Raw genomic sequence first — 15301 nt, forward strand, 5'->3', positions numbered from 1 at the left:
TCTTAAGCCCTCAATCACCAAATCTTACTTAAAACGTTTCTTTTAACAAACCGAGTAATTCTTGCACACTTAGTGCATCTATTGCATTCCCCTCATCAAGTAACTTATCCGCGAGTTCTTTTTTATGTTCATGCAGGGCGAGGATTTTCTCTTCAATAGTTTGCTCTGCAACTAAGCGATAAACCGTGACAGGCTTTGTCTGTCCAATGCGGTGTGCGCGATCAGAAGCCTGAGCCTCAACCGCGGGGTTCCACCAGGGATCAAGATGGATAACATAATCAGCTGCGGTGAGGTTTAAACCTGAGCCGCCAGCTTTCAAACTTATTAAAAATATTTCACCTTCACCACGTTGGAACGCATTAACACTTTGCTTGCGTAGCTCTGAAGGTGTTGCACCATCAATATAGTGAAAAGGGATTTGCTGTGCTTCTAATAGCGCTTTTACCGCTTGTAAGCTACCAATGAATTGACTGAATATCAGAGCTTTGTGTTTATTTTCTCTAAGTTCACCTAGCAACAGAGTCAGTTGTTTCAACTTTGAACTTTCTATGTCGGTATCTGGTGATACCAAAGAGGGGTTACTACATGCCTGCCTTAGCTTGGTTAGTTCAGCAAAAATCTGCATGCGCTGTGTTGCGATACTTTGCTCTTTTTGAATTGCTGCCAGTTTCTCGACGGCATTGACTCTTATTGCTTCATATAAATGTCTTTCTTGCTCATTGAGTGGCACATGAATATCTATATGTGTGCGTGGTGGCAGCTCAGTTAACACCTCAGATTTTAGTCGTCTAAGAATAAAAGGCTTAAGCAGGGTTTTTAAACCAAAGGCGGCTTTTTTGCCCTTTATTGGGTCTTCGTCACTTTGCTCAATAGGTTGAGCGAAACGGCGGTTAAAGGTTTTTAAGTTGCCTAATAACCCGGGGTTTACAAATCTGAATAAGCTCCACAGTTCACTTAAATTGTTTTCAAGCGGCGTACCTGTGGTAATCATTCTAAAATCGGCTTTTAAAGCGCAAGCAGCTTGTGCTCTTTGCGATAACGGGTTTTTAAGTGCTTGTGCTTCATCAGCCACAATTGTTTGCCAGTTAATGGGTTTAAGTATATCAATATGACGCTGTAACATGGCATAGCTGATAATCAAGCATTCATTGCAAGTGAGCGCTTCAACAAATTCAGCCGTGGGGTTGTCAGCAAAGTTGAAAACACTCAAAGTGGGTGTAAATTTCTTTGCTTCTTGTTGCCAGTTAAAACAGACTGAAGTGGGCGCAATGATCAGCGTAGGCCCCTGAGATGCACGAGCTTGGATCACAGCTAGCGCTTGCAATGTTTTACCTAAGCCCATGTCATCCGCCAAACATGCGCCAGCGCCCCAGAGGGCTAACTTCATCGCCCACTGAAAGCCTTCAATTTGATAGTGTCGCAAATCAGCATTTAAATAAGGTGAAAGCTTAGGTTGTAACTTTTCAGCTTCAAACATACGCTTGGTTTGCTGTTCCCAGCTATGCAAGGTTTTCATGCGCATACCAGACATGGCTTCATTGATCACTTTGCCTGCAAGTGGATGAAACTGTCCGTGCTCGCTAGCCATATTGATGGTATCGAGTCTGGCTTTTAATTGCTCTGATAAGCACAAGACTTGATCAGACTCTAGCTTGATAAAGCGGCTACCACTTTGTTCGGCTAATTGCAGTAAATGCTTAACGGCTATTACTTTGTCATCATCTAACTGAAGCTCGCCTTGTAAATTAAACCATTCATTTTGACGGTACATTGCAAGCTGTAAATGCTGCGTTTGTAGCTCTGGTGATAAAGAAAGGGTTTTACTTTTCGGCCATCGTAGTAATAAAGGTAATGAAGCCTGCTCTTGTTTACTGATGTCTTCAAGTTTTAATAATACTTCATACGCATCTTGAGATTCTGAAACTTTAAGCTGATTATCTGCCATCGCCTGAAAGGCGGGGCAGAGTACGTCTAAACGCTCAAGTAACAGCTGTTCAAACGCTAAGTCTCGAGATGTGGTTAGCCGCTCATGCTTTATTAATGCAGAGATATGCTTTGCGCCGATAGCCGGTTTAAAAGCTGGACCTTCTTCACCTAAAGGCATCACGATACATGTAAACACTAAACCCTCTTGATAGGGTTGGATATTGATGACGAGCTTATTATTCGCAGTGATTGGCTTGGTGGTTGATGCTTGGCTATCTGCTACAGATTTATTGTCTAAACTACTTTGAATATCAATCAAAGGCGCTATGGCTTGCACACTTTGCAACAGCTCTGCTTCGGCTGAAATAGGCAGAACAAGCCCTTCTTCGCGGATGATACGAGCTACTTTTAAATGCTCGGTTTCAAAGATGCTAAAGCCATATTCATCTGGCTGCATTTGATAAAAAGAGAAAATAGGGGCTTCGCGTTCTAATGATTTTGGTAAATGACTGATTGAAACATGGATCTCTTGTTGATGCTTGTCGATGAGCACAGCAGGGGAGTGTTCAGAAATACTGATTGGAATCGTAAAGTCATCGTTGAGATAAATGTTCGGTGCGCCTTTGATTGCCCTGAGGGCTTTAAGACCTGTTAACTGATACTGAGTGTCTGTACCTCGGTAATCTTCGAAAGCAAGCTTTTCAATAGCTTGAATGATGGTTTTGTCTTTTACGGTTAAGCAGTTTAATGAACTTGATGATTCTACTAGTCGCTTGGCTGAAATTGGTTTTCCTTTACTCCACCCCTGAGCAGACCTAGTTTGTATTCGTGCAGTGAAATAGGAGTGTTCATCTGCAAAATGTAATTCCCAGATTAATCGCTCATTACTTTTTGATTGAGCACTATCGGGTTGAGATAGATTAGTAAGTGCTTTCAGTTGCGATAAGGCTCTATTCCACCTTGGCTTGGCTTTAACGCTTTGAGTAAAATCAATTGAAAGTAGTGTCGCTTCATGACGTAGTTGTCGAGCAAGGTTGGCAAATAGAGACAGCTCGCTTTGCTCAAAATTGCTCACGAGCGTATTCACTTGTTCTCTATTTAAATTTGCAGTTTTAGAAGTCCAACACTGAGCGTAGAGGGTGAGCAAAGCAGAGATATTCTCTGCAAATGCCGAATGTTTTGCGTTGTTCATTACGTCATTTAAATAGGCAGGTTCTGCCTTCTGAATAGCTTGAGTCAACTCAATAAATATAGAAGCGATGAGTTTGTCGAATGAGTCTGAGTGCTTATTATTTTTTTGCTGTTTACACAACTCAATGAGTTTTGTCAGTTTACTTGGCTGATTGTCGGCGCCTTGTAGTAACAGCGAAAGCTTTTGGAACAACCCAAACACACCAAATAAGTAGTCTGACTTTTTCCCGTAGAGCTTATTTTTAAGCTTAATGGCTTGCTCGAATTCATCAACTGATTCTTTTATTTTTCCGTTGAACAAACAAATCGTGGCCAGTATTTGCCTGTGATACACCGACTTAGCTTCGCCTGCTAATAAGGCTGCTGCTTGTTCAAATTCACCTTGGAAAACTAAATACTCGACATAGAGCAATTTGAGCGGTAAAAATTGACAATGTTGGATCACACTTTTAAGTAAATTAAGCGGGTAGCTGAGCGAAGCGCCTTTTTGTTTTCTAAACGCTAACCAAGTCGCAACTGCTTGATATTGAATGCTTTCAGGCAGCTCTGTAAAAGCCGATTCGTTGAACGGCATAAAGCAACATTCAAGCAGAATTTGGTTTCTTTTATGGTCAATGATTTGCGGATTTTTATCCAGACGAAGATGTTTTTCTAGACTCTTAAATTCTTTGAGATAGAAATAGTCGCGGGCGAGCCTTTGTTCATCTTGGAACGTTTTCTCCCAGTCATATAGCTGTAAAACGGGCACAACGTCTTCAGCGAGCTTTAGAATGGGTAAAAAGCTTCCTTGCTGAATACTGAGCTCTGTTAATTTATTTGCTAGAAGCGGGTTGACCTTGTGAACATCGCCTTTTGCACTGAATAGTCCACTTTGCGCTAACACTTCAATATCTGGATTGCTCAACCGTAATAAATTAGTAGGCCAATCAATTTGGGTTTGATTACTCAGCTTTCGGCAAAGCTGATTGATATGTCCACGACTCAAAGGCTTATAAACGACGGCCAATACCATCAACAGCTTTTGTTGTTCAATATTGAGTGTTTCGTATAGTTGAAACAATAGATTTTGTTGCTGTGCAGTATGTTCTGAAATAAGCATGTGGGTTTGGTGTCGTATGAAAAAATAAACCCCAGCATGCTGGGGTTTAGAGTAATTATATTGCTTATCTGGCTTTATGCTTCATTAAGCGCTCTTTGTCGCGCGACCAGTCTTTGTCTTTGATATCGGCGCGCTTATCGTGCATCTTCTTACCTTTGGCTAAATGGAACTCCAATTTAACCCAGCACTTTTTCCAATACATTGCAGTTGCAATCAGTGAAAAACCATCGCGCTCAGTAGCACCAATCAACCTATCTAGTTCACGCTTCTTGAGAAGCAGTTTACGATATCGCATTGGATCACAAATAACGTGAGTTGATGCACTGTTTAATGGTTGGATCTGAGCACCAAGTAAAAATGCTTCGCCGTCTTTAAGATGAATATAAGTATCAGAGATATTTACTTTACCTGCTCGGATACTTTTAACTTCCCAGCCTTGTAGTTCAATACCTGCTTCGAACTTATCGTGTAAAAAATACTCGTGTCGCGCTTTTTTGTTTAGCGCGATGGTATTGCTGTTTGCTTTTGGTGATTTTTTCTTTGCCATAATGGCGTAGTCTACCTACAAATGATCTGATTAAACAGGGCTTTTTTAGCTTTGTTACTTATTTTTACCCACTCATGCTTTGTAAACAAGATAATTATTAAAAAGCTTGCTAAAATCGCGTCAAAGCAAGTGGAGTAGCTATGCCGCAGATTGAAAAAAGTGCGCTGGTGATGTACAGCAGCCAAGAAATGTTTGACTTAGTCAATGATGTAAATGCGTACCCTGCATTTTTACCAAATTGTTCCAACGCAAAAATTATTTCTGAGGACGAGTCTTCAATGACCGCCAGTTTAGAAATATCGAAAGCGGGCCTTAAAAAGTGGTTCACAACAAATAATCGTTTAGCAGGCAACAAAGTTGAGATGAAATTGGTTGACGGCCCTTTCAAATCACTAAATGGTTATTGGGAGTTTACAGCGCTTGATGAGCAAGCATGTAAAGTGTCTTTAAAACTAGAATTTGAATTTGCCAGTAAACTGATTGAAATGGCCTTTGGGAAGGTATTTAACGAAGTTGCCAAGAACATGGTTGTTGCGTTTACACAACGCGCTAAAGCTGTATATGGGGTGAGATAATGATCAAGGTTGAAGTTGTGTTTGCATTACCAGACACTGCAACTTCGCTCTCTGTCGATGTTGCCGAAGGCTCGACGGCTGAACAAGTGGTTTTACAATCAGGTATTGCTGATAAGTGTCCCGAAATCGAACTGTCAAACCTGTCACTCGGTATTTGGAATCGTACCGTCAAAAATCATCAAGTGGTGAGAGAGGGAGATAGAATTGAAATCTATCGCCCTTTAATTGCCGATCCTAAAGCGGCAAGAAGGCAAAGAGCCGAAAAAGCCAAAGAAGAAGGTCGTGCCAATAAAATAACGGGTGGTAGAGCGTAATACCAATCCTCAATACTCTTAAAGTATCAAAAAAAGGGCTTAAGCCCTTTTTTCATTTATAAAATCATTTTTAAAAATCGATTATTGTTCTAGCGGAATATTAAACTCTTCCGGTTCTTCAAAATCACCACTAATTCTCGCAAGAAGGCCATTCTCAAAATAAACGACTAAAGATTTTCTATGCTCAGATTCACGACCAATATTTAGTGTGTAGCTATAGTGCCAGCTGTCATTTGAAAAAGCATCTTTTGCAACTGGGCTCCCTAAAACATAAAGCACTTGCTCTTGGGTCATTTGAACGCGCAGCTTATCTACATCACTTTGTTCTAAAAAGTTGCCTTGTGGAATACTAATTCGATATACCCAACTTGAACAGCCAGACAACATAACAGTCATAACTACTGCACTTAGCCAAACAGCGAGGGATTTTTTTACTAGCATTTATTTTTTGATCCTTATTCTTTTATTGTTTGCATCATACCGATTGCGTACAGAAGGTAAAGTTTCTTGATACACTTTGACGGTATGAAGTTAAAAAAGTTTCTAAATAGGTAAAATAATTGGCCCAAGAGATAAAGATTTGGTCTGTCTACATCGTTGAAAGTAGGTTGGGGCATTGGTATACGGGGATCACCAACAATGTTGCCGCACGAGTTGAGGCACATAATGCTGGTAAAGGCGCAAAAAACCTAAAAGGCAAAGCGCCCATCAAATTGATTTATAGTAAAGCAGTCGGTGATAAAAGTACTGCTGCTAAATTAGAGTGGCATCTTAAAAAGCTAAACAAAGTTCAAAAGATTCAATTCGTGGAGTCTAATGGCACTTGCGCTAATGAGACGATAAAGTCACTGATAGATTCAACCACAGTTTGATACTTTTCAAAGTTCATATTGTCTAATGTGTCTTTTTTAGTGTGATGTTTATCATCAATCCCCATACCAAAGTAGATATACGGTATTTTCTTCAAACTAAAGGCGTAATGATCACTGGCCTTATGCCAGTTGATACGATTGTCATTGAGCTTTTTGTGCAGTCTAAACTGAGACGAAGTAGAAAATACCTTAAATGGATTTTCTTGTTGTTTAAATTGCTCAATGTATTTTTTGGCTTTTTTATCATGAAGGGCGTACAGGGTGTTTCTTTTATTAATAGCTAACATGTCTAAATTAATATTCAAGGCGTAACTATTTGTGTCTGTCTCACTCACATAATGCTTGGCACCATAAAGTCCTTTTTCTTCTGCGTCGGTAGCTAAAAATATAACGTCACTAAAACGAACTTGTTCTTTTAAGGCTTCTGCTATTGCTAATAATGCAGCAGTACCTGTCGCGTTATCATTGGCGCCTGCATAGAAGCTACTTTCTCGTCCGCCTAAATGGTCATAGTGAGCGGTGATGATGAGCTTTTTGCCACATTGGTCGACAGTGCAGGGTAGTGTTGCGATGACGTTGTGGCCTAGCTTTTTGCTAAAGAACCCACTTTTAAATTCAAAGCTTTGATAATTAACTTTAATACCTAAACTCTGAAAACGCTCATATAAAAATTGAGCTGTGATATTGGGAGTAGGGCTGCCAGCTTCTCTTCCTTGATGCGCAGGGCTGGTTAAAACGTTCATATCTTTATACAAACGCGTCGAGGCGCTGGCAGCATTGGCGTTAGCGACTAGCCAAATACTTAAAAGCAGCCAGCTTACCCTCATAGCGTCGTTTATCGTGAGTAAACTCTGCATTTTTAAGCGCCAGTTTGAGATAACGTTCTGCACGACTAAGATTTCCTTTGTAATAATAGACTTTAGCTAAGCCAAAATAACTGTCATGGAGATCATTATCAAGCTTCCTTGCTTCATTAAAAAAATGAAGCGCTTTGTTTAGCTCATTTTTAGCTATGGCTTCATTACCTTTTACAATCATATAGAAAGGATTGTTTTTTCGCTTGTTTTCTAATTTAGTTTCGATTTCGAATGCTAAGCTTTCTCGGTTAGTTAAACGGTATAACAGTGCGGTATTGCCCAACGCTGTGTTGTTATTTGGGTCAACAATCAAAGCGTGTTGGTAGGTTCTTTCTGCAAGATCGTTCATGTTGTTTATACGATAGAGTATCCCAAGATTTCCCCAAGCACCTGAGTAAGCTGGGTCTAGTTCGATTGCTCCTTTAAAATAGCTATAAGCTAAGTCATATTCAGCTCTGATCATATGCATTGCACCGCGGTTGTTGTAAAACATAGCAGTGATCCTGTTTTTACTGATTCTGCTCGTTTTAAATTTTTGCTCTCTACTATTGGGATCAAAATCTACGGTAATTGAGGTGGGTTCTAGAAAGAATATTTTGTTTGCTTCATCTCTGAGAGGTGCTTTTTTGATGATGAGATTAACATGACCAGTAAGGAGGCTATAACCTTGGCTTTGATCCCAATACTCTGGAATATGAACACGTTGAAATTGTGTTGAGAGACCTAAATGCTCTGCGAGGCTATGCGCTAAGATTGAAAGAGAAAGACAATTTGCATTGAGATTATAAAAAGCATCAGATGCGACTAGATTAGCGCCACTTTGATAAGCTAGTGTACTGTCTCCATTATCCATTAAAAAATTGAGTAGTTGCTTGGCTTGTCGTATTGGAGATGCTTTGTCTTTAATATAGTGGTTAAGTTGCGTTTTTATGTCTTCATTGAGAGCAAAAACTTCATCTTGAGAGACAATCTCTTTTTGTTCAAATACCGATGTGTTTATTAGTGCGTAATTAATGTCAGGTGTATTGGATTGGGTGCTCTGACATCCTGCTAAATTGAGTAATAGCAGCAATGCAATTAGTGTTGATGAAATGTGCTTCATACATAACCCCTTACAGCTAGTCATTATTTAAGCCTAGATGAAGAAATGGGGTTGTTGTATTTTTAATCGTTACAAATTATTACGCATATTGCGCTAGCTTATAAAAAAGAGCAGTGAGAGTGCTGCTCTTTTTTAGAAAAGTAAATATTTTTAATTACTTACTATCGAAACTCACAACTAAACCATCGAGTGTTTTCGCTGACTCGGCAAGGGCTTCAATAGCTTGTGAAATTGCTTGTGTTTCATCGACAACATTATCACTGGCTGCGCTGATCTGTTCAATGTTTAGTCCAACTTCAGCAACAACATTGCTCTGCTCTTCAGTAGCAGCTGCAATAAGAGTAGTCATATCATTGATTTGGTTTGATGTTTCGCTAACGTCCTTCAGCAAGTCAACAGAGTTCTGCATACTCATAACACTATGTTCAGCTTGACTTCTAGATTGCGTGATCTGCGATACAATGTTTTCTGCGGCAACAGTGAGTTCATTAATGGTGTTATGGATCTCATCAGTAGATTGAGATGTTCTGCTTGCCAACGCACGCACTTCGTCTGCCACGACTGCAAAACCACGACCATGCTCACCAGCCCGAGCTGATTCGATTGCAGCATTGAGTGCCAGTAGGTTTGTTTGCTCTGAGATCCCTCTGATCACTTCTACAATACTTGCGATTGAGCGGGTACGCTCTACGAGAGAGTTAACCTGCTCAGCCATACTATTTATGTCATCCGCAAGTTGTCCTAATGTAATCTGAGATTGGGCAATTTCTTGTTCACTGTGCTTAACCGTATTTTTACTTGATTCAGTCAATTGTGCAGAGTTATTCGCATTGCCAGCAATCTCTTGCACCGTTGCGCCCATTTCGTTAATCGCAGCCGCTACAGATAATGTTTGAGATTTTTGCTCATTTAGGGCGTGGCAAGTTCGATTACTTTGCTCTGTTAGTTTAAGGCTGGTGGCACGAATTTCATGGCTTTCATTTGCCACTTGTTTGATAGCTTGCTCTATCTTGGCAATAAACTGATTAAAGCCATCACTGAGTTCTTGCAGCTCTGGTTGTGTTGATTCTGGTAATCGATAATTTAGTCTTGCATCGCCACTGCCTAAGTTGGCAAACAGTTGCGCAATTTTAGAAAGTGGGGCTGCTAATGTGCGTGCTAAGAAAAAGCTGACTAAGCAAGCAAAAATGGCAATGATGCTGGCATATCCTACAATTTGCCATTGCAGACTACGAATTTCGGTATAAACCTCATGCTCAGGTACTTGTGCTACGACATATAAGTTAGTGCCTTTGATTGGCTGACTTGCAATCACTTGCGCTTCGTTATTTAAAGTAACATTAATCAGGTTAGACGCGTTATTTTGTAACAGAGCGTTGGAATTTGTACTGCCATACAAGTCTTTCAAGGACTGTGCTTGAGTCGAACGACTATCTGGGAACAACTTAATTGCGCCAGTATTATCAACTACGAAAACAAACCCAGTTTGTTCAAGTGTGAATTGACTGAGCATGCTCTGCATATCAGTGACACTCTTGGCAAGGCCAGCTAAACCAATACCATTCAACTGCTGGTGGTTCACGAACATATTCACAGCACCAGTGGTTTCTCTGAAAATACTGATGGAATAAGCTTCACCAGATTGCGTGAAACCATAAAACCAGCCGTCTTCTTGATGGTTCAAAACACGTAAGAATCCATGTTGATTCCAGTACTCAGCAGTTTCACGATTTGCCCATGACGCGGTTGCTAAGTCAAACTGTTTTGCAATACGTTGTAATTCAGAGACAAGTAGGGTGTCATCCTGTTGGTGGTTTTTAGCATTGGCTAGAATGAATTGATTGCTTGAAAGCAGCTCTGCAGCATCTTTCATTTGCGCAATTTGTTTCTCTATAGATTTACTTATATTTTCTACTTTACTAGGCAATTCAGAGTGTAACATGCGTCTTTCGACCATGCCTTTTGCCTGATAGGTAGAGATAACCCCGATGAGTGTTGCAACTATAATTGCGATTAAACTACCGAGGAGCGAGATTTTTACTGTAATGGATAAACTATTCGCTTTCATATTACTTATTTTGATAACGAGTTAAGTAATTATTCTAGCATAGGAAATCTTATCTACTATTGAAGTTTATTTAAAATTGTAAACAAATAGTAAAAAAGCCCAAAACTTTGCAGTTATTGGGCTTGGTTTCTAACAAGCGAAACGTTTCTAAACAATCTTTTTCATTGCTGACATGTAACCGCGTAATGTCTCACCCACTTTTTCTACAGGGTGATTGCGAATTGCGCTATTTACCGAGATTAATGCTTGGTTATCAACAAAGTTATCTGAACTTAACCCTTCACCAATGACATCTGTTTCAATCTCTTTCATAAAATCTTGAAGTAGTGGTAAACAAGCATGGTTATATAAATAACAACCATATTCTGCTGTATCTGAAATAGTACGATTCATTTCGAATAGTTTCTTACGTGCAATTGTGTTTGCAATTAAAGGCGTTTCGTGAAGCGACTCATAATATGCTGACTCTTCAATAATGCCTGCGGCAGTCATAGTCTCAAACGCAAGTTCAACACCTGCTTTTACCATAGCAACCATTAGAATACCTTTGTCGAAGAAAGCTTGTTCAGAAATTTCTTCAGCCGAATTTTCTTGCTTTTCGAATGCGGTTTCAGCGGTTTCTGCGCGCCACGAAAGAAGCTTGGCGTCGTCTTCTGCCCAATCGGCCATCATGCCGCTTGAGAATTCGCCGCTGATGATATCGTCCATATGCTTGTTGTACAGTGGACGCATGATTTGCTTTAGTTGTTCACTTAGCTCAAATGCTTTTACTTTTGCTGGGTTATTTAAGCGGTCCATCATATTGGTGATACCACCATGCTTAAGTGCTTCTGTAATGACTTCCCAACCGTATTGAATAAGTTTTGACGCATACGCTGCATCAACACCTTTTTCTACCATCTTATCGAAACAAAGTAATGAGCCTGTTTGTAACATACCGCAAAGGATAGTTTGTTCACCCATTAGGTCAGATTTTACTTCGGCAATAAATGAAGACTTAAGTACGCCTGCTCTGTGACCACCGGTACCTGCAGCATAGGCTTTTGCTTGCTCAAGACCTTTACCTTCTGGATCATTTTCAGGATGAACTGCGATAAGAGTAGGAACACCAAAACCACGCTTATATTCTTCACGTACCTCAGTCCCAGGGCACTTAGGTGCAACCATGATCACAGTGATGTCTTCACGTACCTTCATACCTTCTTCAACAATATTGAAGCCATGAGAATATGCCAGTGTTGAGCCTTGTTTCATAAGTGGCATAACCGCTTCAACAACACTTGTATGTTGTTTATCTGGGGTAAGGTTAAGTACTAAGTCCGCAGTAGGAATAAGCTCTTCATAAGTGCCAACAGTAAAACCGTTATCTGATGCATTTACGAATGAAGCACGCTTTTCTGCAATCGCAGAATCTCGCAGGGCATAACTGACATCTAACCCTGAATCACGTAAGTTTAAACCTTGGTTTAGGCCTTGTGCACCACACCCAACAATAACCAGTTTTTTACCTTCTAGGGCTGCAACGCCGTTTTCAAATTCTTTTGGGTCCATAAACTCGCATTGAGCAAGTTGTGCTAACTGTTCACGTAAAGGAAGAGTATTAAAATAATTCGCCATGTTAGAGCCTTTTAAAAAAAAGTGTTTTTCTAGATACGAGTTTGAGAATAGGGGGTAGTTTTGGTTTCGTAAAATGATATATTTGAATCACTGTATTTCAATTTTTGAAATGTAAAATGGACCATAAACAACTTAAGTATTTTTTAGCCCTGGCAGATACCCTACATTTTGGCCGAGCAAGTAATCTTTGCTTTATTAGTGCGCCAACACTGAGCCGGCAAATTAAACAATTAGAAGAAGAAGTCGGCGTGCCTTTATTTATAAGAGATAACCGCAGTGTGTCATTAACTTCTCAAGGAAAAGCCTTTGTTGACTATGCCAATGCAACGCTAAATCAATGGCGGCTTTTTAAAGGGCAATGTCAAACTGAGCAACAGGTTTTATCCGGTGAAGCTGACTTATATTGTTCTGTGACGGCAAGTTATAGTTACATATATAAGTTGTTTGCGGCATTTCGTAAAAAATACCCAGATGTAGAGTTGAATCTAAACACTGGGGACCCAGCGCTTTCAATATCGAACGTCCAAGCTGAAAAAGCGGATTTAGCCGTTGCAGTTAAACCAAGGGAACTACCAGCAGGTCTTGCTTATACAAAGCTAGGTGAAGCTAAGTTGCTCATGATAGCGCCGACAATGGAGAGTCCACTTTCCGAAACTATAAATGCAATGCCTTTAGAGTCACTTGATTGGTCAAAGCTCGAATATATTGTGCCAGAGCAGGGCGTATTGAAAGAAAGATTAGATGAGTTCTGCACAGAGCAAAGCTTTAAGCCGAAAGTCTATGCGCATGTATCAGGTCATGAGGCTATCGTAGCCCTTGTCAGTTTAGGGTTTGGTATCGCCTTAGTACCAGATGTTGTTTTATCTCAAAGTCCTTTTAAGCAGCAAGTGAGAGTATTACCTATCAAAAGCGGTAAAACTGATATAGAAATTGGCTTGATAGCTAAATCTACAAGGTTAAAAGACCCTGTGAATTTGGCTATTTGGCAGACAGCACAACAAATATTTAATGATAGCATCGAGAATAATTGACAATAGCACAATAAATTTAAAGTAATTGATATTGATTATCATAAAGGTTATTGAGTTGTCTTTTTGGAAGGGTGCTTTTATCTAATTGATTTACAATAGATTGTCGTTATTCTCTCGCAGAGGTCAGAATGTTTTTTATACTGTTTTTTGACAAAAGCACTATTTATGACAGTGTAAATAATATTGATTGTTATTTAGATGCGTGTATACTTTGCTGCAATTAAAATTTAATAATATTTAATATTTTCAAAGGACAATAAGAATGACCCTTCGTAAGTCTCTGTTAGCTACATCTATCCTAGCTGCAACATTAGGTTTAACTGCGTGTGGCGGTTCAAGCAATAACGAAACATCTACACCTACAACGCCTACAAACCAAGCTCCTACTGATATCACTCTTTCTTCATCAGCAATCACTGAAGATGCATTAGGTGTTGTTGTTGGCACATTAAGTGCGACAGATGACAATGCAGAAGGTGCAACTTTTACAGTTGCAGATGACCGCTTCGAAATTGCTGAAGGTAATTTAAAGCTAAAAGACTCAATCGCTATCAACTATGAACAAGAAACTGAAGTTAAAGTAACAGTAACTGTAAAAGATGCTGGTGGCTTAACTTTTGATAAAGAATTAACACTAACAATTACTGACGTTGAAGCAACAGATGGCGTAAATGTTTATGAATTTGCTTCTAAACTTGGAACAGGTTCATCAGTTGCTTACACAGGTCAGACTGCACGTCATGCATTATCAGCCGAAATTAAGCATTACATGGGCTTAATGACTGTTGAGTACATTGAAACAAATAACATTGTAGCTGCTGATGTGAGAGCAAAGCTTGACGCACTTTGGGGCGATTATGATTCTGTATCTGAGAACCCAATTACTCACTTAGGTGATGACTTATCTGGTTATGAGCAAAAAACATTTGCTGCAATTTCAAGTTCAGGCAAAGAGCTTAGCGGCAAAATTGCAGGTGCTGATGCTTCGAAAATGTATAAAGAATGGGAAGTTGAAGGCAACTTCAAAGGTGTAACTGAGTTCGGTACTCAGGCTAAGACACCTGAAGGCTTGGTTAAACATTACTTTGACTTATTCATCGCTCAAATTGAAAAAGTAAATGGTGGTGATAGCTTAGAAGATGCCAATGGTGTAGCGATTACCAAAGCTTACATCACACCAGAAGGCTTAGACCTTGTCCAACTTGTACAAAAACACACGCTTGGCGCTTTAATGTTCTCACAAGGTACTGATGATTACCTTGGTGAAGGCCTTGAGTCAGACAACAAAGTAGCGCAAAAAGAAGGCGTTCTGTATACAAAACTTGAACACCAATACGATGAAGGCTTCGGTTACTTTGGCGCATCACGTAACTACCTAGAATACTCAGATGACGAAATTGCTAAAAAAGGCGGTCGTGATGAATTCCAGGGTAAAAATGATATTGACGGCAATGGTGTTATTGACTTAGCGTCTGAATTTGTATGGGGTAACTCATCAAATGCTGCTAAACGTGACCGTGGTGCTGAGGAAACAACAGATTTCACTGCTGAAGCAATGGTTAACTTCATCGCGGGACGTAAAATCATCACAGATAATTTTGGCACTGATGTAGCTGATTTTTCTGATGAGTTGAAAGCACAGTTTAACAAGCATGTTTTCGATGCAGCTCTTGGCTGGGAAAAAGCGATTGCAGCGACAGTGGTTCATTACATCAATGACTCTATTGGCGATATCGAAAACTTAAAAGATGGTGAATACACTACTGATGAGTTTGCGACTTATGCCAAGCATTGGGGTGAGATGAAAGGTTTCGCGTTAAACTTCCAGTTTAGCCCATTCTCTCCATTTGCTGAAGATGATTTAAACCCGAAAAAAGCTGATTTTGGTGAGGCTAAATTTGTTGAAGTTCACACACTAATGGGTGATAAGCCATTAGTAACGGGCACAACTGAAGAGTTTGAAGCCTACGCAGAAAAATTACGCCAAGCACGTGACATTTTAGCTGACGCATATGACTTTGCAGAAGAAAACGCTAAAAACTGGTAATAGTTTTAGCTAACAATATATTGAAAGGTTAGTGATTTAGGTTACTAACCTTTTT

The 15301-nt window shown here is 39.8% G+C and carries 12 protein-coding genes; 5 read left to right on the forward strand and 7 right to left on the reverse strand.

Annotated features, from left to right (window positions below):
* Positions 1 to 28: 28 nt before the first annotated feature.
* Together ACXAC4_RS06385 and smpB are read right to left on the reverse strand one after the other, a co-directional pair.
* Complete coding sequence (locus tag ACXAC4_RS06385) at positions 29 to 4216, reverse strand: DEAD/DEAH box helicase (protein ID WP_475159890.1); 4188 nt, start codon at positions 4214 to 4216, stop codon at positions 29 to 31.
* Between the two features lie 64 nt (positions 4217 to 4280).
* Positions 4281 to 4763 (reverse strand): SsrA-binding protein SmpB, encoded by a 483-nt coding sequence (gene smpB, locus ACXAC4_RS06390; protein ID WP_058029532.1) that lies wholly within the window; start codon positions 4761 to 4763, stop codon positions 4281 to 4283.
* A gap of 140 nt (positions 4764 to 4903) precedes the next feature.
* Here smpB and ACXAC4_RS06395 point away from each other — a divergent pair, with 140 nt between their 5' ends.
* Both ACXAC4_RS06395 and ACXAC4_RS06400 read left to right on the forward strand, forming a co-directional pair.
* On the forward strand, positions 4904 to 5338 hold the full coding sequence (locus ACXAC4_RS06395; RefSeq protein ID WP_349285995.1) for a type II toxin-antitoxin system RatA family toxin: 435 nt from the start codon (positions 4904 to 4906) through the stop codon (positions 5336 to 5338).
* Positions 5338 to 5652, forward strand: coding sequence for an RnfH family protein (locus ACXAC4_RS06400; protein WP_349285996.1), 315 nt, complete (start codon positions 5338 to 5340; stop codon positions 5650 to 5652). Before ACXAC4_RS06395 ends, ACXAC4_RS06400 begins: the two co-directional genes overlap by 1 nt.
* 81 nt (positions 5653 to 5733) lie before the next feature.
* On the opposite strand, the gene ACXAC4_RS06405 is transcribed toward ACXAC4_RS06400, so the two are convergent.
* The gene (locus ACXAC4_RS06405) at positions 5734 to 6093 is read right to left on the reverse strand and encodes an outer membrane protein assembly factor BamE (RefSeq protein WP_349285997.1); all 360 of its coding nucleotides are present in this window, start codon (positions 6091 to 6093) and stop codon (positions 5734 to 5736) included.
* 119 nt (positions 6094 to 6212) lie between these two features.
* Here ACXAC4_RS06405 and ACXAC4_RS06410 point away from each other — a divergent pair, with 119 nt between their 5' ends.
* A complete protein-coding gene (locus ACXAC4_RS06410; protein ID WP_475159894.1) occupies positions 6213 to 6524 on the forward strand; it encodes a GIY-YIG nuclease family protein in 312 nt (103 codons plus the stop codon).
* Here the strand turns inward: ACXAC4_RS06410 and ACXAC4_RS06415 are convergent.
* The 4 genes from ACXAC4_RS06415 to ilvC form a co-directional block, all read right to left on the reverse strand.
* Positions 6452 to 7381 carry a M28 family peptidase gene (locus tag ACXAC4_RS06415; protein WP_475159898.1) on the reverse strand — a complete coding sequence of 310 codons (930 nt, stop codon included), beginning with the start codon at positions 7379 to 7381 and terminating at the stop codon, positions 6452 to 6454. The genes ACXAC4_RS06410 and ACXAC4_RS06415 overlap by 73 nt on opposite strands.
* Positions 7308 to 8483: a tetratricopeptide repeat protein gene (locus ACXAC4_RS06420; RefSeq protein WP_475159902.1), complete on the reverse strand. Its 1176-nt coding sequence runs from the start codon at positions 8481 to 8483 to the stop codon at positions 7308 to 7310. The genes ACXAC4_RS06415 and ACXAC4_RS06420 overlap by 74 nt, the downstream gene beginning before the upstream one ends.
* A 154-nt stretch (positions 8484 to 8637) precedes the next feature.
* Complete coding sequence (locus ACXAC4_RS06425; RefSeq protein WP_475159905.1) at positions 8638 to 10551, reverse strand: methyl-accepting chemotaxis protein; 1914 nt, start codon at positions 10549 to 10551, stop codon at positions 8638 to 8640.
* A gap of 147 nt (positions 10552 to 10698) precedes the next feature.
* Positions 10699 to 12168 carry a ketol-acid reductoisomerase gene (ilvC, locus tag ACXAC4_RS06430; RefSeq protein WP_475159908.1) on the reverse strand — a complete coding sequence of 490 codons (1470 nt, stop codon included), beginning with the start codon at positions 12166 to 12168 and terminating at the stop codon, positions 10699 to 10701.
* Positions 12169 to 12284: 116 nt separating this feature from the next.
* On the opposite strand from ilvC, the gene ilvY reads away from it, so the two are divergent.
* Both ilvY and ACXAC4_RS06440 read left to right on the forward strand, forming a co-directional pair.
* Positions 12285 to 13199 carry an HTH-type transcriptional activator IlvY gene (gene ilvY, locus ACXAC4_RS06435; RefSeq protein WP_475159913.1) on the forward strand — a complete coding sequence of 305 codons (915 nt, stop codon included), beginning with the start codon at positions 12285 to 12287 and terminating at the stop codon, positions 13197 to 13199.
* Positions 13200 to 13461: 262 nt separating this feature from the next.
* Positions 13462 to 15246, forward strand: a complete 1785-nt coding sequence (locus ACXAC4_RS06440) for a DUF4856 domain-containing protein (RefSeq protein ID WP_475159915.1) — start codon at positions 13462 to 13464, stop codon at positions 15244 to 15246.
* The last annotated feature ends 55 nt before the right edge of the window (positions 15247 to 15301 follow it).

The sequence above is a fragment of the Pseudoalteromonas sp. AWM4_233 genome, from assembly GCF_056158285.1.